Raw genomic sequence first — 20,444 nt, forward strand, 5'->3', positions numbered from 1 at the left:
AACGAAGGCATCCGCGCTTGGATGGCTTCTCAAGACCAGCCTCACGAAAAATTTGTATTCCCTGAAGAGGTTCTGCCTCGCGGTAACGCTCTCTAAGATTCAGATTGCACATTTTCCATCGCTCCCACTATCAAGGTGGGAGCTTTTTTGTGAGATTGCAACACGCTCGAAAAAGTCTGTGTTATCTTGATTAAAGCAGTGAAAATTATCTGCTTTTAACGCTGTAAACCTTTGATAATAAAGCCGTTTAGGCAATAGGAGGTGATGCCCATGCAAGATAGTAGTATACGCCTGGGTCGTCAGATTGTGTTGAACTGGCTGCGCGCCGGGGCTGTTCTCTAGAGTTAGATCTTCCGCACAGGTAGAGATGGCTCATCCATAACGGCTGACTAGCTTGGAGTCCCTTCCGGCAGTCTAGTTTCAATCTGAAGATCCGCTACACCGCTCCTGCCCCTTAGAGTTTTGGTTTTACCAAGATTCTTTTGGCAGGAGCGGATAGTTTTTTAAAGGGACGATCTTGGCAGCCGTGAGTCTAGGCAAAGCTCAGTTTATGTTTCTTGAAGCTTCCGTGAATCAGTAGTTTCATAGAAGCATGTATTCCTTTCGGTAGAGGCGATCGAAGGTCAACCTTTAGAGAATGCTAGGGGCAGACTGCAAAAGAAAGCGTTTTGCGATCGATGTTTGATCAAAATACTGAGTACTCTCTCGACAAACATCTGCTATTATTTTCAAAGTCGCTTTCTAATTGTAATTTGGCGTAATTCAACTGCTTAGGTGATAGCCTCATGTGGGTTTTGTGATTTTGCAGCAGTTTACAAATCTGGATTGGACAGGTAGAAGGCTCAAACAGTCGCTCTATAAACAGGTGTGAGGAGAATATTCATGTTTAAATTTCTGTTGAATTCGTTAGTGGTCAGCCCGGCAGTTTTAGGGGCAGCTCTAGCGCTTTCTTCTGGGGCGATCGCCGCAGAAAAGTCAGTAGTCGTTTCGTCATCTCCGGTGACAACGATTGCAGCAAAAACTCAAGAAATTGAGGCGCTTGTCGCACCGTCTGTTGAAGTCAAAACTACTCAAGCTGCTGAAGTTGTCGCTCCTGAAGCAATTCAAGCTAAAGCGGTTTCTGAAACAACCGCAGAGCTAAAGCTTTCTAAAGTCGCTCCGATTCAAATTGCTCAGGTTTCTGCTCCAGAAGCGCAGCCTTCAGCACCGAGTTCTGATCTCAACTCGATCGACCAAATCAATCGTTACAGCCGTGAAGGAAAGTCTGGCGCATCGGTTGGACAGGTCACCTCTGTTTCTCAATTGTCTGACGTTCGACCAACTGACTGGGCATTTCAAGCATTGCAGTCTTTAGTCGAGCGCTACGGTTGCATTGTGGGCTATCCCGACAAGACCTTCCGAGGAAATCGCGCTCTCACCCGCTTTGAGTTTGCGGCTGGTTTGAATGCCTGTCTCGATCGGGTCAACGAGCTAATCGCGGCTGCTACGGCTGACTTGGTGAAGAAGGAAGACCTGGCAACCCTGCAAAGGCTTCAAGAAGAGTTTGCGGCTGAACTAGCAACCTTGCGTGGTCGGGTTGACGCTCTAGAAGCTCGGACTTCAACGCTTGAGAAGCAGCAATTTTCTACGACTACCAAACTGGCGGGCGAAGCTATTTTCGCAATCACCGATGAGTTTGGCGTTAGGAACAGCGGTGGCAACAACACGGTTTTTCAAGACAGAGTTCGTCTGGCTTTGAACACCAGCTTTACAGGTAGTGACCTGTTAGTTACTCGTCTTGCAGCAGGTAATGCAGGAACATTCAACCTACAGAATCCGAATCGGCTAGGGCTGGGGCAAGTAAGTGGGACGAATGCTGAAGGGCTTCAAACTTTCAACTTTGGCAACACGGGTGGTAACCAAATCTTTGCTGACTGGGTTGCCTACTTCTTCAACCTTGGCGAAAAGGTTAGAGTTTACGTCCCCGCTGTGGGAGGTCTTCACTATGACTATGCACCCACGGTCAGCCCTGCTCTGGACGCGTTTGATGGTGGCACAGGTCCTCTTTCGGTCTTTGCTCAACGGAACCCCATCTATTTGATTGGTGGTGGTGCTGGCGCGGGCATCAACTTTGAACTGACCCCAGCATTTACCATCAGCGCTGGCTATTTGGCGGATAATTCAAATGGTCGTGATGCCCTCGGTAATGCTGTTCCCTCGACGGTTGCTAGTGCAAACAACCCTTCTAATGGGAATGGTTTGTTCAACGGCAGTTACTCTGCACTAGCTCAGATCACCTTCAAGCCTAGTCAAGCCCTGAGCTTAGGTTTAACCTACGTCAACGCTTACAGACGATCAGCGATCTTTGACACAGGTAATGGTGGCACTGGCGGTTCTGGCACTTTGTTTGCTAACCAAGGAAGGAACGTACTTGGCGCAGTTACCCCGTCTGAGATCAACGCTTACGGTGCCGAGGTTGCTTTTAGACTTAGCCCTCAAATTGTGTTGAATGCCTTTGGCTCTTACATCAACGCTGATTTTGTGGGTGACAACGCTGGTTCTCGTACCATTTGGACTTATGGTGCGGGTGTTGCCTTCCCTGACTTTGGTAAGAAGGGTAATCTTTTGGGATTCATGGCAGGGGCAGAGCCTTACTTGGGGAACCCGACCGCGGTTCAAAGAGCGCAGGGCGTGAGCAACAGCATTCCTCTTCACATTGAAGGGTTCTATAAGTATCAACTGAATGACAACATCTCGATTACGCCTGGTGTGATTTGGGTGATTAATCCTGGTCAGAATGACAACAACGACGACGTTGTGATTGGCACGGTGAGAACAACCTTCACCTTCTAATCGCGAGTTCTTCTGAATAGATTTTAAAGAGCCCTGCGATCGCAGGGCTTTTTTATTGCAAATCAGCGATCGTTCTGGGAACAATGCCCTATCTAATTCTTCTAAACTCTTGATGCAAAGCAACCCTAGGAACCCTCCTGAAAACCTGCTTTGATTTGGTAAGCCTTTTAACCCTGTCGTTTGGCAGGGTTTTTGTTTAATTTGAGTTGATTATCTTGACATTGACAAACTTACTACCGTTTGACTAATTCTTTTAGCGTGTCTTCGATCGATCGTGGGTTCCATCCTAGTTCTCGTCTCGCTTTTGTGGCATCGACTCGGACACAGCGATCGTAAAGATAATGAACTCGTTCTCGGTCGATCGGAGGTTGCCACGAGAAGATACGACCGATTACATCCAAGATATTACCAACGACGCGAACCACTGGCTCAGGCGCATCAGCCGGGACAGAGATTCCCGTTTCCTGACTAAAAATCTCAAACATTTCACGAGTCGATAAATCTCCAGACGAGAGGATGTAGTATCCACCGAGTTGACCTCGATCGGCAGCGAGCATCATCGCTTCTGCTAAATCGTCCACATGAACAATTCCTGTGATTCTTTGTCCGCCTGCCCAAACTTTTAACCGTCCTTTGAGAAAGGTATTGAGGACGGGCATAAAGTGCGGATCGTCTACGCCAAAGATCCCAGAAGGCATCACACTTACAACTGGAAATCCTTTAGCGGAGGCTTGATCGACAAGTTGTTGAGCGTTATATTTTGTGCGATCGTAAGCAGAAGAAAAGTCTTTTTGAGTCCGCTCGAAGGTTTCGCCAATGACTTTTCCTCTCGTGTCGCCAAAAATACCGATCGTGCTGCAATACACCATTTTAGAAACGCCGATCGATTGGGCCACTTCTAAAACTGCACGAGTTCCTTCGACGTTGACTCGCTCCATCTCGATCGCGTTGACGAGTCCGAGTTCGACATAGGCTGCGGTGTGAAAAACGGTATCAACTCCTTGCATTGCTTGTGCGAGAGCGGCTCGATCGGTGATGTCACCATAGGCGAGATCGATCTGACAATCCGCTAATCGATCCAAGTTACTGGACTTTCGCACCAGACCCACCACGGAATCGCCTCGTTTTTGTAATGCTTTGACTAAGTGGGAACCAGTAAAGCCATTTGCCCCGGTGACGAGTACCTTCATAATTCACCTTCTAAACCAGCGTCTTTTCATACATTCGATAAGTTTTATAGACTTTGCCTCCAGAGGCTTCGATCAATTTACGTGAAGCAAAGTTATCTTCATAAACCCAAGACAATTCTGCTCTTTTATAGGGTTTGCCCTTTTGAATTCCTCCACTCATGCCCAAGTAAATTAGTGCCAGAGGAACCATTTTGCGGCGAAACTCTGGAAGCGAACAGATTGCAATCACCCGCCCTTGATCAATTTGACGACGATGCCAAAGAAACTTGAGAACTCCAAGCCAGTTAAGTTTACCGTTAACGTGCTTGAGTGGAATGTTGTAATCCGGCAAGCCCATCCAGAAGCCGATCATTTCACCGTTATATTCGGCGATCGGAAACACATCGGGATCGACTAGACTTTGCAGCGATTTCGCCTCTTCTAAAAACTCTTCTTGAGTGCGAGGGGTAGAACTCCAGTTGTCAGAAAAGGCTTTCGTAAATAAATTATAGAGACTGATCGCATCTTGCTCAAATCCTTCGCCTTTAGTTTGCAGGGGGCGAAAGTTAACCCCAGATTTACAGGCAATTTTGTAGCCCTTCTCAAATTCTGGAGAGAGCGGTTTATCGAGCGGAAAGTCATAAGCATAGGCATCTTTGGCTTTGTGCCAGCCGTCTTGCTCTAAAAACTTAGGATAGTACGAAGGATTGTAGGGCATCATCACCATTGGCGGTGAGTCAAAGCCGTCTACTAAAAACAGGCAATTATTGTGAGTTGAGAGATCGATCGGACCTCTGACTTCGGTCATTTCTTGCTCTCTTAACCATTGAGATGCTGCGTTTAAAAGAGCTTGAGCAACCTCAAAGTTTTCAATGCACTCAAAAAATCCAAAAATGCCAATCTTTTTGCCTTCGCGATCGACGAGACGATCGTTGACTGCTGCCACAATTCGACCGACGGGTTTTGCGTCTCGAATGGCAACAAACTGCTGAAGTCTGCCATATTGAAAAAAGGGATTGCTGGGATCGAACTTTTTAGCAATGTCACTGCGAAGCGGAGACACCCAGTTACGATCGTGGGCATACACCGTAGTCGGAACATCCAAAAACATCTTCTGTTCTGCTGAGTTTGTGACAGCAATCACCTGAAAGTTTAGGTGTCTTGGTTGAGAAGGAGTCGAGTTTGTGCCAATAGGAGAATTCATCATTAGATAGCCTCTTTTAGGCTGCCGCCAATCACTAATAACTGTTATGGAAAATATACCAGTTCCAACTCCAATAGTGGGTGCATAAAAAAGCGTGAATTCGATGAAGCTTTTCGCTGCGGTTGCAAATCCGGGCTGCCCCCTAAATCCCCCAAAATTGGGGGACTTTGAACCTAGATTCTGGGCTTGAAGTCCCCCAGAACTGGGGGATTTAGGGGGCTGAAGAACGCAGCGAAAGAACTCATCGAACTGACGTTAAAAAAGCGATCGTTCCCTAAAAAGAATGATCGCTCTCAACTCTTTAAAGTCACTAAAATCAGGCACTAATCGTGGGTTTATAAACCAAATCGCGCATCTTCACCATGCTTGTTACCAAGCGATCCATCTCTTCTTTGGTGTGCAGAGCGTTGACTGTGATGCGAATTCTCGGTTTAGCGATAAACCAAATTGGAGATACCCAAATTCCGCAATCCAGCAATTCTCTCGCATAGACTTTGGGGTTGAGTTCTGGAGGCAGCAAAACTGGCACGACATTTGTTTCTCCAAGCGCTGCAAAATCATGGGCCTCAAGACACGATCGTAAATATCGCGTGTTTTCTTGAAGAGCCTTGACTCGATCGGGTTCTTTGCTGACGATGCGGATGCTCTCCAGCGCGGCGGCTGTGGTAGGAGGCGGTAACGAAATTGTTCCGATCGAGGTCGGTGACACGTCTAATAATGGCTTGAGTTCGGGCACATGGGTGCTGATTGCTGCGCCTGCTGATGCCGCAAACTTAGAAAATGTTGTCATGATCAGAGGCGTAATTCCTCGATCGATCGCGTCTTGCGGCATGAGTCCAAAATGTTCATAAATGCCGCGACCTGTTGCCCCGATCGCGCCACTGGCGTGCGCCTCATCCATCACCAAAACTGAATCAGGATAGTTAGCAAGCACATCGATCATCTCCGGCAAGGGAGCGATGTCGCCATCCATTGAGAACACTGCATCAGAAATGACGAGGATACGATCGGTGGGTTGAGCATAGCGCTTCAGCTTTCGCGCCAAATCTTCAACGTCACAATGGCGATAGGCCCGCACCCGCACTCTAGGACTGTGCCCAAACATTTTGCCAGAGCGAGTTCCTGCATTTGCGACAGCGGTGACGATGCAGCCATGATTCAAAACATCCGTCAAAATCAGCGTCTCACGGTTATTTTGAAACCCCGAAATGGGAATCGCCAAATGGCAAAACGCATCCATCAACGCTTGCACCGCCATCCACGCATTGAGAAAAAGCTGAGTGTGAGGCAGGTGCTTGAACGCTGAAATCTCATTTTCTAGCTGACGATGCAAATCAATGCGACCACTGAGCACCGAGGTAGAACTGTTCGACGTTCCATATTGCCAGATGGCATCAACGGCAGCTTGCTTGACCGATTCTTCTTGGGTCAGCCCCAAAACATCGTTGGTGCAAAAGGTGAGAACGGTGCGTCGTCTCCCCGTTTCAGCCTCCTCGATCTCGACAAAATTTCCCTGGCGTTTGTGGCAAATGTACTCATCGGGATCTAAGCCGCTTTCGTACCAGCGCCGCACGTACTCCTTGACAACTTGCACAGTAAACTCCTCTCACCTTTTTTTAGACAGCGATTCTATAAAGCTGCGCCAAGCGCGTCGCAACTAATCCAACCCTATATCTGGCTTGCGAAGGACTCCGCTAACTCATCGATACGAAGCTGAAGTATAGGAACATGCGTCAATTAGTCAATTGTCTGAATCCAGCTTATCAGTAAGCACTCTAACTAAGTGAGTTCAAAGTCACTGATTGCAGAAAAAGACAGTCCGTGAGCCAGCACTCAGTGATGCACTACTCATAACGGACGGTCTTTTGGTCAATTTGGTTGCACGCTGGGATCAAATTTCTGCCACTGCCCGCTCGACTAAACGACGAGCCAGCGTTTGCGTTCCGGTGTGGGTGTAGTATTTGACGGCTACGTCGAGAAATGCGCCCACATAATCGAGTTTGTCAGCAGAAATATCGACATATTGTTTGACGTGGCTCAATAGACTTTCTTGAGTCAAGTTCCGAGAACTCACAAAATCGCCCATCCAGCCTTTGACCGAATCGAAACTTTGGGTGATAAAACCAAGCTGACCAGCAGGGTTGCCACCTGGAATCAAGCTGCTAACGCTCTTAAAGCTTGGGTTGTGTTGAAGCTCATCGGGGGTTGTCTGCTGAATCGTAGATAGCCCCATATTGATAAAGTCGGCCCCTAGCGGAATGATGCCATCAAAACAGACCAGTGCCGCCATCCGCATCAGAGATTCGCCGCTATAGTCGCCCAACGCACCCAAGAAGTCGCCGATGCTATCTCCCGGAATGCCGTTAATTTGGCAAAATGCGACCAGTTCGACTACGAGCTTGATGCACAGGTCGAGACTTTGCACTTTTTCAGGTTTGGGGGTGAGATTGCCCAAAAATCCTAAAAACGAAATGTCTTGACCAATTTTGTTTGCCATCGCGGCGGCACCTAAAGCGCCAGCAGCATTATCGACGGTTTGATAGAGCCACATTGCGCGCTGATAGCCTTGAGACTCATCGTTATAAAGATAGACGGCTCGCTCTCCGATCGCTTGAATCATTGCTTCATCGGTTTCGCCTGTGACTGCCTGAATCGTGTTGGTGAAGCCCGTCAAGTTTTGCCATTGCCCTGGAATCACAAAATCTAAGGCATTGAGCGCAGTCACCGTTGTGCCTCCGGTAGGAAGCGCATCGACGAGTTCAAAAATGGATTTGCTCATGAAAAATTCCTGATGAGTAATGTGGGTTCGTCTGTGACTATTGAAGTTTTTCTAGCCCTTTAAGATCAAATTTTTGCAGCCAAGCTTGGCGATCGGTCTTATCAAATAACGGATCGCGAGATTGGACTTTGACTTGATATTTGCCCACTAGTACAGCCGTTTGATTGCCGAGATTGGTGGCAGGATACCCCGCAATTTTTTCGGTTGCTGCGGCATATTTTTGGGCAGATCCGGGAATGCCCGTCGTGTCATTAATCGACAGCATCGCGACGTTTTTGCCATCTTTGTTGAGTTTCGCTTCAGCAAATCCTTTCTTTTCTTGGCTAAACGTGCGGGCATAGCCATTAGCAGCGCGCGGGAAAAATTTATTAAACTCGCTGCCTTGCGTCGCATCTTTGGCAACGGCGGTTACTCCTTTTTTGCTGCTGTCTTGCTGTGCCTGAGAAAATTGGGAGGGAGCTTTGGGCTGACAGCCTGTGAGCAGCAAAGCGACAGACAGCATTAAGGCAAAGATGCTTCCACGCCAGTTTGAAAACAACATAGGTTTGATTCTCATAAGGTGGATGAGAGAGAAAATCGGGGCATGGAATTTATTGCTTGATGAAGCTTTAGACCTATTCCCGATGACTACTTCTGTAATGTAATGCGATCGTGCATCAAGCGCATGATCGTAAAGACTACATTCTGCAACAATTAGAGGGAATCAGATTTTTTTAATGCTGTCATCAAGCCGATGCCTCTTGCGAAACCGATGATTCTAAGGGGTTTTCAAGTGGGTGCGGACGTGTAAACTGCTCATATTGCTGCACCATAAGGCGCTGTGCGGCGACGATCGCGGGGTTAACCTCTACATAGCGACGCTGAGGATTTTTCAAATAATTCTCCTGTTCGCTCTCGATCATTTCAATGTCTTGTCTCAGAAAGCGTAAAAACAGCAGATTAATAATCAGAAGCTGCAAGATCGGACGCAGAATAGTTAGCAACCACTGAGGCAATCCTAATTTGAGAAACAAGAGTGAGAAAGAGCGACTTTCTTGGGGCGCGATGGGCAACCGCATTAGATAGAGCGATGAAATGCCCGGAAGATGGTTGATGTAATGGGGATAGCGATAATCGACAGAGATAACTTTTGTAGTGACTCGATCGGCTGATTGACTTAGCCCTAATAGTTGGCTCACAATGCCTGTGTAGGAGAGTTGATATTCGGCGTTGACTGAGTTTTCGGTTTCTCGAAGCTTTAGCAGCACCGGATCAAACCAGCCTTGCAGGTTTTTGTGGAGATGACCGTGAAACACATCCATCGTGTTTTCATTGCAGATCGAGAAGTGCGCCTTAAAGGTTGCACCGACGGGGAGCAGTAGCCAGTTAGGGTCGTTATATTCTGGAATTTCGATCAAAGGTTGCGCTTCTGCCAACGTCTGATCGCCGGGAAAGACCCAAATCAAGCCGTACTTTTCTTGCACGGGAAAGCTTCGTATCTGCACACAAGGAAGCTTTTGATCGGGCGGAAAGTAGGGAATATTCAGACATTCACCCTGCCCGTTAAATTCCCAGCCGTGATAGGGGCACGAAATTGCATCTCCTTCGACCTTGCCTTTATCGAGCGAAACGCCTTTATGTGGGCAAACATTTTCGACGGCTTGGATTTGGTTTTGGCGATCGCGATAGAGGGCGATTGATTGCTGCCAGACCGTTGCAGTTAGAATTTTTGTGGGCTTGAGATCGGTTGCCCACGCGATCGCATACCAATAGTTGCCGTTGATGCCGACTTCTCGCACCTGACTGCGAGGGGTTTGACTTTTTAAGGTGGTCGCTAGTTCCACAAGCACACTCCTTTCCATGAGGTCATGAATATCATCACCAGGAATTTTCTATCCTGACATCTCTTCCTCGGCGATTCCGTTTATCTCAAGACAGTATTAAGACTTGCGTAGTTTGCAGGAATGAAACTTACAGTTCTTTTTGCTCTCGCAGATGGGCTAACTCTGCTCGAATCGCGGCAAGTTGGGCAGTCAGTTCTTGCAGTTCGAGCACCTCTGTTGAAGGCGGCACAACCGGAGTCGCGATCGTCGTTACGGTCGTCTCAGAAGCAGCCCGATCGCTTACATTGCGACGTTGATCAAGGAAGATCTCTACAAAACTGCGGGCTTCTTGCTCAGTGATTTCCCCTTTCTCAGCCCATTCTTGCGCCAACTGATCTAGCTCTAGCTTTAATTTTGATAGATTTTGCTCACGTCTTTGTGGGTCTTGCAACACTTCGATCAGCATTGCCGTTGCGCCGATCGTGACGTGGAATCCTTTCTGAAATAGCCGAAGGACGGTATCAGAGTTCATGGTTTAAAGAGATCAATAGAAGAGTGATTGCCTTGATTTTACTCCACGTTTCTCAGCTAACTTGCTCTAGATAATGACTGATATCGTCATTGACTCGGCTGAGTTCGGCTTCGGTGGTGATGCGAATGCGATCGTCTCTCAGGGTGATTAGCACTTTGGCGGCAAAGGGCGTTGCCCAAATGTTGGGATTGCAAAAGATTTCTAAAAAAACATCGCCTGTGTAGCGATATTCCACTGGCTTCTGAGGCGTAACTTTACCGCCAGGAATCGGTTTGTTGGCAGTGATTTTTAGCCGCTCCATTAGTTCTGCAAGGGTCACTTTCAATTCTTTAGCAGCCTCTGGGCTAAAGCTAAAAGAGATAGAACCTTCAATTAGATTAAGAGTCAGTTGAGAAGACATAGAACTTATTTGAACGGGGCTGATATCTCATCCTACCTGGAGAGTGGAGGCGGGAATTAGGAATTAGGCAGAAAAGTTAACTGACGATCGTGGATCTTCGTCGTGGTTCTTAAATTTCTAAATGACAAAAATCCACAAAAAGAATCTCTCAAATATGTCGCCAGAAAGTGAATGTTATCGGTTTATCTAAGCTGCTAGTTGAGAGTATCATCAACAGCTTAAGCGAGTTGTAGAAATCCCAAAGCTTTAACGTACAAGACTTTAGGGTATTTTCAATCTGCGAGATCTACACTGAATGACAGAGCAGCTCAATAGCAAGGTGGGTAGTTGTGATAGTAGATAATCGACCAACGGTTCGTAGAGTGTTAATCATTACCCTGTTGCTGAATCTGTTTGTTTTAGGACTCAAGGCGTTTGTCGGAGTGGCCACGGGTTCGCTGAGTCTATTAGCCGATGCCTTGCACAGTTTAACCGACAGTGCAAATAACATTTTGGGACTCATTGCCAGTCGGTTTTCGTCACCGATGCCCGATCGCGATCATCCTTACGGGCACCAAAAATTTGAAGCTGTGGGCGCTTTAGGAATCGCCGCATTTTTGGGAATCGCCTGTTTCGAGATTTTGCAAGGGGTGATCGAGCGATTGATGGGCACGGGTAAACCCATTCGCATCTCAGCCGGAGAGTTGTGGCTGCTGCTGCTTGTGTTGGGCGTTAATATCTTTGTCACCTATTACGAACGCCATGAAGGGCAGCGAGTGGGCAGTCCGATTTTGATTGCAGATGCCCAGCACACCATGAGCGATGTTTGGGTGACAATCAGCGTTCTCGCAGGTTTAATCAGCGTTTGGGCGTTTAACTGGCAGTGGATGGATGTGGCACTGTCTTTTCCGGTAGCGCTGCTAGTGTTTTCGAGTGGTTGGTCAGTGCTCAAGCAAAACCTGCCCTCGCTTGTCGATGAGATGGCGATCGCGCCAGAAGCGATTTATGAAGTCGCGATGCAGGTGCCCGGCGTGTTGAACTGTCACGATATTGCATCGCGGGGTGTGGTGGGTCGGCAGGCTTTTATCGAGATGCATTTGATTGTCGAAGCGCGTGATGTTTTGACTGCCCACGAGATCACTGAGGAAGTAGAAGCTCGATTAGCCGAGAAATATAGCCCTGTGAGAGTGATGATTCACGTAGAGCCACCCACTTATAAATCTGACCAGATTAGCTACGGTTCACAGGTAGAAAATTGAGTTTTCCACAAGTCGTCAGAGTTTTCCACAGAGTTTAGACCGTTTTCCACAAATAACCCTAGGGGCATGGCATGCCGTGCCCTCTCGCAACCGATCGAATGATCGCAATTATTTTTGAAATGGGTATGACAGAGCATTTGACCCCAAACATTCGTCCTCCATGTTTGCGATCAAATACTCATCGTTCAAGTTATTCCCATTCGATCGTGCCAGGTGGTTTGGATGTAATGTCATAAACGACACGATTGACCCCACGCACTTCATTGACGATGCGGTTAGAAATCGTTTCTAACAAATCATAGGGAACTCTTGCCCAATCAGCAGTCATGCCATCTTCACTGGCGACAAAGCGCAGCACGATCGGATAGGCATAAGTGCGTTGATCGCCCATTACCCCGACGCTGCGAATCGGCAACAACACCGCAAACGCTTGCCAAAGATCATGGTATAGTCCCGCTCGATTAATTTCTTGACGAACGATTAAGTCGGCATCGCGGAGAATGTTGAGCCGTTCGCTCGTGACTTCGCCCAAAATGCGGATCGCCAAACCCGGCCCTGGAAACGGTTGACGATTGACAATTTCTTCGGGGAGACCGATCGAGCGTCCCACTTTCCGCACTTCGTCTTTAAACAGTTTGCGGAGTGGCTCGACTAGTTTAAAGCGTAGATCTTTGGGCAACCCTCCCACGTTGTGGTGACTTTTGATTTTGACCGCGACTCGTTCACCCGTTTGGGGATCAACATTGGTGTCGGCAGACTCGATCACATCGGGATAGAGAGTCCCCTGGGCGAGATAGTCAAACGGGCCAAGCCGCTTCGATTCGGACTCAAACACGCTGATAAACTCGTGCCCAATCCGCTTGCGTTTCTCTTCGGGATCGGTGATGCCTTTGACTGAGTTGATAAAGCGATCGCGGGCGTTTACATATTCAACTGAGATATGAAACTGCTCGGCAAAGAGTTTCACTAACCGCTCTGGTTCGAGCTTTCGCATAAAACCCTGATCGATAAACATGCAGGTTAGCTGATCTCCGATCGCGCGATGCAGCAAAAACGCCAGCGTTGAGGAATCGACTCCACCTGACAACGCCAGCAAAACGCGCTTATCGCCGACCCTTGCCCGAATTTCTCGAATCGCTTCTTCGACAAATGCCGCCGTTGTCCAAGTGGGTTCGCAGTTGCAGATGTGATAGACAAAGTTGCGAATCAGCGCCTGTCCACCCTGTGAATGCACTACTTCGGGGTGAAACTGAACCCCGTAAAGTTTGCGATCGTGATCAGCGATCGCCGCACAGGGCGTATTTGCTGTATGTGCCAGTAGCTCAAAGCCAGGCGGGAGGTCAGTCACCGAATCACCGTGACTCATCCACATCGTGGTGTGGTCTTCGACATTGGTCAGCAGATCGGTGGGGTCGTCGATTTCTAAACTTGCTTTGCCATATTCGCCCCGATCGGACTTTTCGACCCCGCCGCCGAGTTGCTGCACCATCAACTGCATTCCATAGCAAACCCCCAAAACTGGGATGCCCAAATTCCAAATCTCAGGATCGCTATGAGGAGCGCCCTGATCATAGACAGAACTCGGCCCCCCGGAAAAAATGATGCCTTTGGGATTGAGTTGTTTAAGATGTTCAGCCGAGGTGCGATAGGAGAGCACCTCTGAATAAACTTGAGTTTCGCGGATGCGCCGGGCAATCAACTCAGAATATTGGGAGCCAAAGTCCAGAATCACAATCATCTGTCGATTGACCACATCCAAACCGGTGTCTGAGGTAGATGCAGAGGGCGATGTGAGAACAGCCTGTTCAGTCTGAGGAGTCACGGAGATAACCTGATGGAATCCTAAAAGTGGACAGATAAACGTCTGAAAAAAATAGTTTGCAAGGGAGTCAATAAATTTGGACTTTTGGGTATTCTGGCTATTTTAATCACATTAACAAACTTGACTCAAGTAATGCGATGACAATTTTGCTCTTTATAAATATTTGTGATACTCTGACAACCTTTATGGGCACTCATTCCATATCGACCAGAAATAAAGGCTCGTGGGCTGCAACAAATGCCCTGGCTATATTGTCAAAGGTAACTTATGGAAATTTCTGCTAACATCGACAGAATTTTGACCCTTCAGGGTGGCAGACCTCTTAGTGAGATGCCTCCCAAAACGGTAGTTTTGCAGCCTCGTGGAGCGCTGTTGGGCGAGGTTAAAACCGCTTTTGAGATCAGCTTAGAGCAAGCGATCGTCGAAGCTGAGGCAGTCATTGTTGATTTGCTGTGGGTCACCCGCATAGATGCTGAAGGAATTTCTGTCTTGCTGGCAGGCATGAAGCAAGCCCAAGCCATTGGCAAGTGCCTTTCTTTTTTGGCGATGGATGCGACGACTCGCACAGCTTTAGATGCAGTCTGGGCGCAGCAGCGAGAAACCGAAGCATCTCCACAAGCTGATTTATTTACGCCTAACTTTGAGCAGTTTCTAGACAACCACAAAAATACACAAGTTTCGCCTTGAGCGATCTATTTTTTGAGCGCTAACGTTAATCCATCGGCGATCGGCAGCAAACTCAAAATGATGCGATCGTCATTCGCTAGTTTCTGATTAAAGGCTCGAATCGTTTGGGTAATTTTGTCGTGATCGTTAGGATCAGCAACTCGCCCCAACCAGAGTACGTTGTCGATCGCGATCAATCCACCGGGACGAATCAGTTGAAAGGCACGATCGTAATAATTCTCATAGTTACCTTTGTCGGCATCAATAAACGCAAAATCAAAGGTTTCAGCTTGGGTTTCGAGAAGGTGATCTAACGTCTCTATTGCGGGCGCGATGTGCAAATCGATTTTGTCAGTCACGCCAGCCGCTTGCCAATAGCGACGAGCGATCGCGGTATAGTCTTCACTGATATCACAGGCGACCAGCTTGCCGTTTGGGGGCAGTGCTAACGCGATCGCGAGAGAACTGTATCCCGTAAACACGCCCACTTCAAGAGTTTTTTTGGCTCCCATTAGGCGAACGAGCAACCCCATAAACTGCCCTTGCTCAGGCGAAATTTGCATTCTGGCTTGAGGATGATTGGCAGTTTCTTGGCGCAGTGTGGCGAGAATCTCAGGTTCGTTTGGCGAGTTTGCCGCAATATAGCGGTAGAGGTCATCACTGACTCCAAAAGATTTTTTGTCCATCCTGTCTCCCTAAGTCGCTTTCAGGCTCATCCTATCCTGTTACTCTAAAAGTGGCGTTTGAGGAAAATAAAGTGCGGCGATCGATTCAAATCATTTTGGCTGTGATCTTAGTGAGTCTGATAACAGCCTGTAGCGCGAATAATCTGACTCCTAGCAATCAAATTGTGCGACGAGCGATCGCGCTGCAAGCCACTCAAACCCAGCAAGAACTCAGCCAGCAGTTGCGGCTAAAATCACCCGATCTGAAGGTCGATCGAGTCAAGGTTACGAGTCAAGAACCTCTGGCGATCCAAAATTTGTCGGCTTATCGAGTGCAGGGCAACTATGATTACACGCTCAAGCTTTCTCAGCGATCGGTGACTCAAAAAGACAATCCATTTGAGGTTTATTTGCAGCGGCAAAGTGAAGGAAAAACTTGGCGACTTGCCCAAAAACAGCGCGAGGAGAATGGCTCAAGTTGGGTGACGCAGTTAGTAGAGTAACGGAAATTTTGAGTGACGAGTTTTGAAACCTGGCTTCAAAACTCATCGCCTGTTTTTAGACTTTTGTGCGATCGGTCAAAATCTCATAGCCATCTTCAGTGACGAGAACGGTGTGTTCAAACTGGGCAGAGAGGGAGTTGTCTAAAGTGACTGCCGTCCAACGATCGGGAAGAATGCGCGTGTTTTTGGTGCCTACGTTGATGATCGGCTCGATCGCCAGTGTCATGCCAGCCCGAAGTTTAACGTTTGGCATAGCGTGGGTGCGAAAGTTGAAGACGGAAGGTTCTTCGTGTAGATTGCGACCGACCCCATGCCCTGTGAAGTCTTCTACGACTTTAAAGCCGTTTGTCTCAACATAATCTTGAATCGCTCCAGCAAGATCGAGCAAAAATGCTCCAGCGCGAACTTGCTCAATGCCCTTGTAAAGTGCCTGTTCTGCAACGTGAATCAGTTTAGCCGCGTCGGGTGTGACTTGACCGACGGCGATCGTAATACACGAATCGCCATGAAAGCCTTCAAAAAATGCGCCCGTATCAACTTTCAGCACATCGCCCGTCCTAATCACTTTTTTGCGGCTCGGAATCCCGTGAACAACTTCCTGATTGATGCTGGAGCAAATCGAGGCGGGAAAGCCGTGATAGCCCTTAAAGCTGGGTGTAGCTCCCATTTCTCGAATGCGTTTTTCAGCATGGGCATCGAGGTCAGCCGTCGTCATTCCTGGCTCGACCATTTCTGAGATTTCTTTGAGCACGATCGCTACAATTTTTGCCGCCTGCCTCATGATCTCGATTTCGCGCTGAGACTTAATTTCAATGCCTCGACGCTTTTTGGGAGAAGACTGGGGAAGCAGATTACTGAGAATATTCATAGAGATCGGCGGTAGTTCAGCAGTGGAGTTAGCGATCGCGCAACACACGCCCTCGCCATTTTCTAAGGTAGCTTAATTCTCGTACAAACGAGTCTTATCCAATTTGATTAACGCGATAGATCCGCATGGGAACACGGGTAGGGGCACGACATGTCGTGCCCTCTCGCGATCGATTTCTCAACGAGCCGTTGCAGGCCCCGCAGTCACGACCACCAGACGATCGGGGTGCAGTAAATCTTGAGTCGCCTCATTGACTTGAGCCTGAGTCACCGCGTCAATCTGTTTAGGAAACTGACGAATCTCGGCGGGATTTAACCCATAGACTTCGTTCATCAGAATGATCTCTGCCAGGTCATCGGGGTTTGCCAAATCAACCGGATAGCTGCTGGTCAGTGATCGCTGCGCCGTCAACACTTCATTGGTGCTTACGCCTTGGGTGCGAAATTGCTCCAATAGTTTGAGGGTGCTGGAGATCGCTTTAGGCGCATCTTCGGGGGCAGTTTGCATCGAGATCAAAAACGGCCCTTGATGAATGCCTGCCTGGAAGCCGCTGTAGATGCCGTAGGTGAGTCCTTGACGATCGCGGATCTCAGTTCCTAAACGACTCGATAGCGTATCACCGCCCAAAATCTGGTTCATCACCGTCGCGGGATAATAGCGGGGATCGGTGCGGTTAATCCCCGCGTAGCCAATGTAGGTAATCGATTGAGTTTTGCCGGGGATGCCATCATAGAGACGCACCACATTTGTAGGCGGCGACACGGGAGGAAACGTTAGAGCGGGTGCTTTTCCGGTTGCCTTCCAGGTGCCCAATTCTTTCTCTAATAGACTCTTCACCTGAGCCGGGTCAAAGTCACCAACTAGCGCCAACGTGGTTTTATCGGGGCGATAGTGGTTTTTGTAGAAGTTCAGTAAATCTTGCTGTTGAATGCCCTTTAAGCTGGCCTCAGTCGGGAAGTTATAAAAGGGGTGATTTGATGGATAGATCGCTTGCTGGAAGGTGCGTCTGCCTTTCGATGCGGGGTTATCTAACTGAACTTTGAGAGCGATCAGCGATCGTTGACGGCTCAGTTCTAACTCTTTATCAGGAAAGACCGCGTTTTGCATCACGTCTGCTACGGTTTGCACCAGCGTTGGCAGATTTTCGACGAGCGTGTTAGCTCTGATTGCTACGCCTTCCCGATTGGCATCAAATCCTAGATTAATGCCCCGATCGTCAAGTGTTGTCGCCAGGGTTAACGCATCTTTGGTTTTGGTGCCATTCATTAAGTTGTCAGCCGTCAGTTTAGCAAGCCCTGCTTTTTGACTCGTATCAAAGGCAGTCCCGGCATCTAAATGACCACTGAGCGAAACCGTCGGCGTGCTGGAATCGCGCAGCAGCAAAACTCGCAGCCCGTTTGAGAGAACGATTTTTTCGGGCAGTGCTTGAGCCGGGCGATCACTCTGCGTCACGGGCGGCAGATATTTTGCCACCTCAGCCGGATCGACGGGTGGGCCTAAATTAAATTGCTCTGCGGTTTGACCTGCATTCACCGATCCGCCCGCTTTGGCATCTAGCTGAGTCGGCTCAAAGAATCCCAATGTTTGCTGATTGGGATCAAAATAGGTTTTTGCGACTCGTTGAATATCTGCCGCAGTGACTTGCTCGATCGCTGCCAAATAGCGATCGGTAAACTGATAATCTCCAGCCGTGGTTTGATCGTCGCCAAGCTGCATTGCCTGACTGGTAACGTCACGGTTTCGCAGCAGCACTGAGGATTTGAGTTGAGTTTTTGCTCGCTTCAGTTCGTCAGCCGTCACAGGTTGGGTACGAAGATCGGCCAAACTCGTCTGGATGGTTTGGTTAATTTTTGACAATTCCTGACCGGGTGCAGCCGTTGCACTTAATCCATACCATCCGCCAGAAATCATGTTTGCCGGATAGCCGCTATAGTCGCTGGCTAAACCCGATTCGATCAGTGACTGATAGAGCCGAGAACTGCGCCCTTGAGTCAGCACTAAATCAAACAGATGCAGGGCTGGTACATCGGGATGCGTGACGTTAGGGAGCGGATAGACTGCTTGCAAGAGAGACGCGCTTCCGGGCTGTTTGAGTACGATCGCAGCCTTCGCCGGACTTCCCTTCATCACGAGAGGGGCAGGAGGTTGGGCTGAAGCTTTTGGTTTTTCAGATCTCGGAACTTTGCCAAACGATTCTTGAACGGCTTTCAACGCCGAATCGGTTTGAAAGTCTCCCACAATTACTACGGTCGCATTGTCAGGGCTGTAGTAATTGCGATAGTAATCGCGCACCTGCTCGACAGTAAACTTCTGGACATCGGCTTTGGTGCCACCTACGGGCAACCCATAAGGAGAATCGGGGAACGCCGCCTGCATCACCGCCCGATCGAGCCGATAACTCGGACTATTCTCATAGCCTTGCAGTTCTGAAATAACGACACGCTTTTCGCTCGTCAGTTGAGAGGCACCGATTACAGCACTCTGCATCCGATCGGCTTCGAGGGCGAGGAGCGATCGCAGTTTATCGCGTTCAACAGTACCAAAATAAGCGGTCTGATCGTAGCTCGTAAAGGCGTTAGATTGGCTGCCCAAAGCACTAAACAATCGACCAAATTGAATCGGACGATCGCTCGTGCCTTTAAACATCAAGTGTTCGAGTTGGTGAGCAATGCCGTTTACACCCGGTGCCTCGTCGCGTGACCCAATGCGATACCAGACTTGCACAGTGACCACAGGCGCAGTCGGCACTTCTTTGGTTAGCACCGTCAAACCATTCTCTAAAACGGTTTTTCTGACCTGTTGAGTCGTAGAGGCAGGAGCAGATGGCACGCTCTGCGTGAGAGTTGGTTTTTTAGAAGGCGCTTGTTCAGCACTGGCTGACGGCAAAAGCGCAATTTCTCCTGATAAGAGAATGGTTGCTAAACAGAGAGCAAACAAAAAACTAGGAAGGCGATATCGTCGCAGAAAAGATAAAAATGACATGCTCAAAACCCTATGAAGTCGATAGTCAGGTGAATGAAATGGACTATAGACATTTATTTCGATCGACACTGAGCAAATAAAGTTTCAGCATTTGTGCGAATAGGACGATCCCTAGTCTAGCTTTCTTCATTTTCAAGTTTCGGGTTCTCATCTGAAACCTGCTCAATGCGAGTGCAAAAGGGCACTGAGAGGCGCATCTTCAACATGGCAATAGGGGCGGCTATAGCAGAGAGGCGACTCAAGGGCGTGTTTAGCCAAAAGTTCGGGGTCGCTCAAAACGCGCTCAGTTTCGCCATCATAGACAATCTGACCTTGACTTAACACGATCGTGCGATCGCACAGTTCCAGCGCTAAATCTAAATCGTGAGTTGCAATTAACTGAGTCAACGGCAACGAATCTAATAATTCGATGAGCTGTCGGCGCGATCGCGGATCTAACTGCGCCGATGGCTCGTCCAACACCAACACTTGAGGCTGCATGGCGAGAACCCCCGCGATCGCAACTCGTTTCTTCTCTCCGCCTGATAACCCATTGGCGCTACGAGAAGTATACAAGCTTGGATCAAGCCCAACCGCTTGCAATGCATGAATGACGCGATGGTTGAGCGCTTCTCCTTTCACACCTTGATTGAGCGGGCCAAAGGTGACATCTTCCCAAACAGTTGGCATAAATAGCTGATCGTCTGGGTTTTGAAACACCAACCCTACAAAATTGCGGATTTGCTTGAGGTTTTGTGGCTCGATCGCTAACTCTCCAACCACGACTTCGCCCGTTTGCGGCGTTAATAACCCGTTGAAATGCAAGAGTAATGTAGATTTTCCTGAACCGTTGGCTCCGACTAATGCAACTCGCTCACTTGCTCGAATCGACAAGCTAATTTCTTTAAGGGCTTGTGTTCCGTCTGAGTAGACATAGCTGAGACTCTGAATAGAGATCGGATTGTGGTGCATCGATCAAAACGAATTAGGGAACGAGCCAATA

The 20,444-nt window shown here is 48.4% G+C and carries 17 protein-coding genes; 4 read left to right on the forward strand and 13 right to left on the reverse strand.

The genetic code is table 11. The annotated features are described in order from the left end of the window. Positions 1–882: 882 nt before the first annotated feature. Positions 883–2,832 (forward strand): iron uptake porin, encoded by a 1,950-nt coding sequence (locus C7B65_RS10825; protein WP_073071819.1) that lies wholly within the window; start codon positions 883–885, stop codon positions 2,830–2,832. A gap of 233 nt (positions 2,833–3,065) precedes the next feature. On the opposite strand, the gene C7B65_RS10830 is transcribed toward C7B65_RS10825, so the two are convergent. From C7B65_RS10830 to C7B65_RS10865, 8 genes are all read right to left on the reverse strand, one after another. Continuing rightward, the gene (locus C7B65_RS10830; protein ID WP_073071821.1) at positions 3,066–4,022 is read right to left on the reverse strand and encodes an NAD-dependent epimerase/dehydratase family protein; all 957 of its coding nucleotides are present in this window, start codon (positions 4,020–4,022) and stop codon (positions 3,066–3,068) included. A 10-nt stretch (positions 4,023–4,032) separates the two neighbouring features. After that, positions 4,033–5,208, reverse strand: a complete 1,176-nt coding sequence (locus C7B65_RS10835) for a hypothetical protein (RefSeq protein WP_223257375.1) — start codon at positions 5,206–5,208, stop codon at positions 4,033–4,035. Between the two features lie 313 nt (positions 5,209–5,521). Further along, positions 5,522–6,799 (reverse strand): aminotransferase class I/II-fold pyridoxal phosphate-dependent enzyme, encoded by a 1,278-nt coding sequence (locus C7B65_RS10840; RefSeq protein WP_073071824.1) that lies wholly within the window; start codon positions 6,797–6,799, stop codon positions 5,522–5,524. 297 nt (positions 6,800–7,096) lie between these two features. After that, positions 7,097–7,984 carry a hypothetical protein gene (locus tag C7B65_RS10845; RefSeq protein WP_106253990.1) on the reverse strand — a complete coding sequence of 296 codons (888 nt, stop codon included), beginning with the start codon at positions 7,982–7,984 and terminating at the stop codon, positions 7,097–7,099. Positions 7,985–8,021: 37 nt separating this feature from the next. Continuing rightward, positions 8,022–8,525, reverse strand: a complete 504-nt coding sequence (locus tag C7B65_RS10850; RefSeq protein WP_106253991.1) for a hypothetical protein — start codon at positions 8,523–8,525, stop codon at positions 8,022–8,024. A 184-nt stretch (positions 8,526–8,709) separates the two neighbouring features. Continuing rightward, positions 8,710–9,807: an aromatic ring-hydroxylating dioxygenase subunit alpha gene (locus C7B65_RS10855; protein WP_073072079.1), complete on the reverse strand. Its 1,098-nt coding sequence runs from the start codon at positions 9,805–9,807 to the stop codon at positions 8,710–8,712. A gap of 127 nt (positions 9,808–9,934) precedes the next feature. Further along, complete coding sequence (locus C7B65_RS10860; protein WP_073071828.1) at positions 9,935–10,318, reverse strand: hypothetical protein; 384 nt, start codon at positions 10,316–10,318, stop codon at positions 9,935–9,937. Between the two features lie 52 nt (positions 10,319–10,370). Continuing rightward, on the reverse strand, positions 10,371–10,718 hold the full coding sequence (locus C7B65_RS10865) for a hypothetical protein (RefSeq protein WP_073071829.1): 348 nt from the start codon (positions 10,716–10,718) through the stop codon (positions 10,371–10,373). A gap of 329 nt (positions 10,719–11,047) precedes the next feature. On the opposite strand from C7B65_RS10865, the gene cdf31 reads away from it, so the two are divergent. Continuing rightward, complete coding sequence (gene cdf31 / locus C7B65_RS10870) at positions 11,048–11,956, forward strand: CDF family zinc efflux transporter Cdf31 (RefSeq protein WP_073071831.1); 909 nt, start codon at positions 11,048–11,050, stop codon at positions 11,954–11,956. A gap of 190 nt (positions 11,957–12,146) precedes the next feature. Here cdf31 and guaA read toward each other — a convergent pair whose 3' ends face one another. Then, complete coding sequence (gene guaA / locus C7B65_RS10875; protein ID WP_073071833.1) at positions 12,147–13,778, reverse strand: glutamine-hydrolyzing GMP synthase; 1,632 nt, start codon at positions 13,776–13,778, stop codon at positions 12,147–12,149. A 267-nt stretch (positions 13,779–14,045) separates the two neighbouring features. Between guaA and C7B65_RS10880 the strand changes: the two genes are divergently transcribed. Beyond that, positions 14,046–14,465, forward strand: a complete 420-nt coding sequence (locus C7B65_RS10880; RefSeq protein ID WP_073071835.1) for an STAS domain-containing protein — start codon at positions 14,046–14,048, stop codon at positions 14,463–14,465. Positions 14,466–14,470: 5 nt separating this feature from the next. On the opposite strand, the gene C7B65_RS10885 is transcribed toward C7B65_RS10880, so the two are convergent. Further along, positions 14,471–15,130, reverse strand: a complete 660-nt coding sequence (locus C7B65_RS10885) for a class I SAM-dependent methyltransferase (RefSeq protein ID WP_073071837.1) — start codon at positions 15,128–15,130, stop codon at positions 14,471–14,473. 50 nt (positions 15,131–15,180) lie between these two features. Here C7B65_RS10885 and C7B65_RS10890 point away from each other — a divergent pair, with 50 nt between their 5' ends. After that, a complete protein-coding gene (locus C7B65_RS10890; RefSeq protein ID WP_223257376.1) occupies positions 15,181–15,612 on the forward strand; it encodes a hypothetical protein in 432 nt (143 codons plus the stop codon). A 55-nt stretch (positions 15,613–15,667) separates the two neighbouring features. Here the strand turns inward: C7B65_RS10890 and map are convergent, their stop codons facing one another. The 3 genes from map to C7B65_RS10905 all read right to left on the reverse strand — a co-directional run bounded on the left by map (position 15,668) and on the right by C7B65_RS10905 (position 20,413). After that, positions 15,668–16,480 carry a type I methionyl aminopeptidase gene (gene map / locus C7B65_RS10895; protein ID WP_073071839.1) on the reverse strand — a complete coding sequence of 271 codons (813 nt, stop codon included), beginning with the start codon at positions 16,478–16,480 and terminating at the stop codon, positions 15,668–15,670. A gap of 177 nt (positions 16,481–16,657) precedes the next feature. After that, positions 16,658–19,462 carry a M16 family metallopeptidase gene (locus C7B65_RS10900; RefSeq protein ID WP_073071840.1) on the reverse strand — a complete coding sequence of 935 codons (2,805 nt, stop codon included), beginning with the start codon at positions 19,460–19,462 and terminating at the stop codon, positions 16,658–16,660. Between the two features lie 162 nt (positions 19,463–19,624). After that, positions 19,625–20,413, reverse strand: coding sequence for an energy-coupling factor ABC transporter ATP-binding protein (locus C7B65_RS10905; protein WP_073071842.1), 789 nt, complete (start codon positions 20,411–20,413; stop codon positions 19,625–19,627). Positions 20,414–20,444: the final 31 nt, after the last annotated feature.

This window comes from Phormidesmis priestleyi ULC007, assembly GCF_003003695.1.
Classification (GTDB): Bacteria; Cyanobacteriota; Cyanobacteriia; order Leptolyngbyales; family Leptolyngbyaceae; genus Phormidesmis_A; species Phormidesmis_A priestleyi_A.

Bases quoted from the DNA above. Each gene is read 5' to 3' on its own strand.
- C7B65_RS10825 (WP_073071819.1), top strand. From the start codon at position 883: ATGTTTAAATTTCTGTTGAATTCGTTAGTGGTCAGCCCGGCAGTTTTA.
- C7B65_RS10830 (WP_073071821.1), bottom strand. From the start codon at position 4,022: ATGAAGGTACTCGTCACCGGGGCAAATGGCTTTACTGGTTCCCACTTA.
- C7B65_RS10835 (WP_223257375.1), bottom strand. From the start codon at position 5,208: ATGATGAATTCTCCTATTGGCACAAACTCGACTCCTTCTCAACCAAGA.
- C7B65_RS10845 (WP_106253990.1), bottom strand. From the start codon at position 7,984: ATGAGCAAATCCATTTTTGAACTCGTCGATGCGCTTCCTACCGGAGGC.
- C7B65_RS10850 (WP_106253991.1), bottom strand. From the start codon at position 8,525: ATGTTGTTTTCAAACTGGCGTGGAAGCATCTTTGCCTTAATGCTGTCT.
- C7B65_RS10860 (WP_073071828.1), bottom strand. From the start codon at position 10,318: ATGAACTCTGATACCGTCCTTCGGCTATTTCAGAAAGGATTCCACGTC.
- C7B65_RS10865 (WP_073071829.1), bottom strand. From the start codon at position 10,718: ATGTCTTCTCAACTGACTCTTAATCTAATTGAAGGTTCTATCTCTTTT.
- C7B65_RS10880 (WP_073071835.1), top strand. From the start codon at position 14,046: ATGGAAATTTCTGCTAACATCGACAGAATTTTGACCCTTCAGGGTGGC.
- C7B65_RS10885 (WP_073071837.1), bottom strand. From the start codon at position 15,130: ATGGACAAAAAATCTTTTGGAGTCAGTGATGACCTCTACCGCTATATT.
- map (WP_073071839.1), bottom strand. From the start codon at position 16,480: ATGAATATTCTCAGTAATCTGCTTCCCCAGTCTTCTCCCAAAAAGCGT.
- C7B65_RS10900 (WP_073071840.1), bottom strand. From the start codon at position 19,462: ATGTCATTTTTATCTTTTCTGCGACGATATCGCCTTCCTAGTTTTTTG.
- C7B65_RS10905 (WP_073071842.1), bottom strand. From the start codon at position 20,413: ATGCACCACAATCCGATCTCTATTCAGAGTCTCAGCTATGTCTACTCA.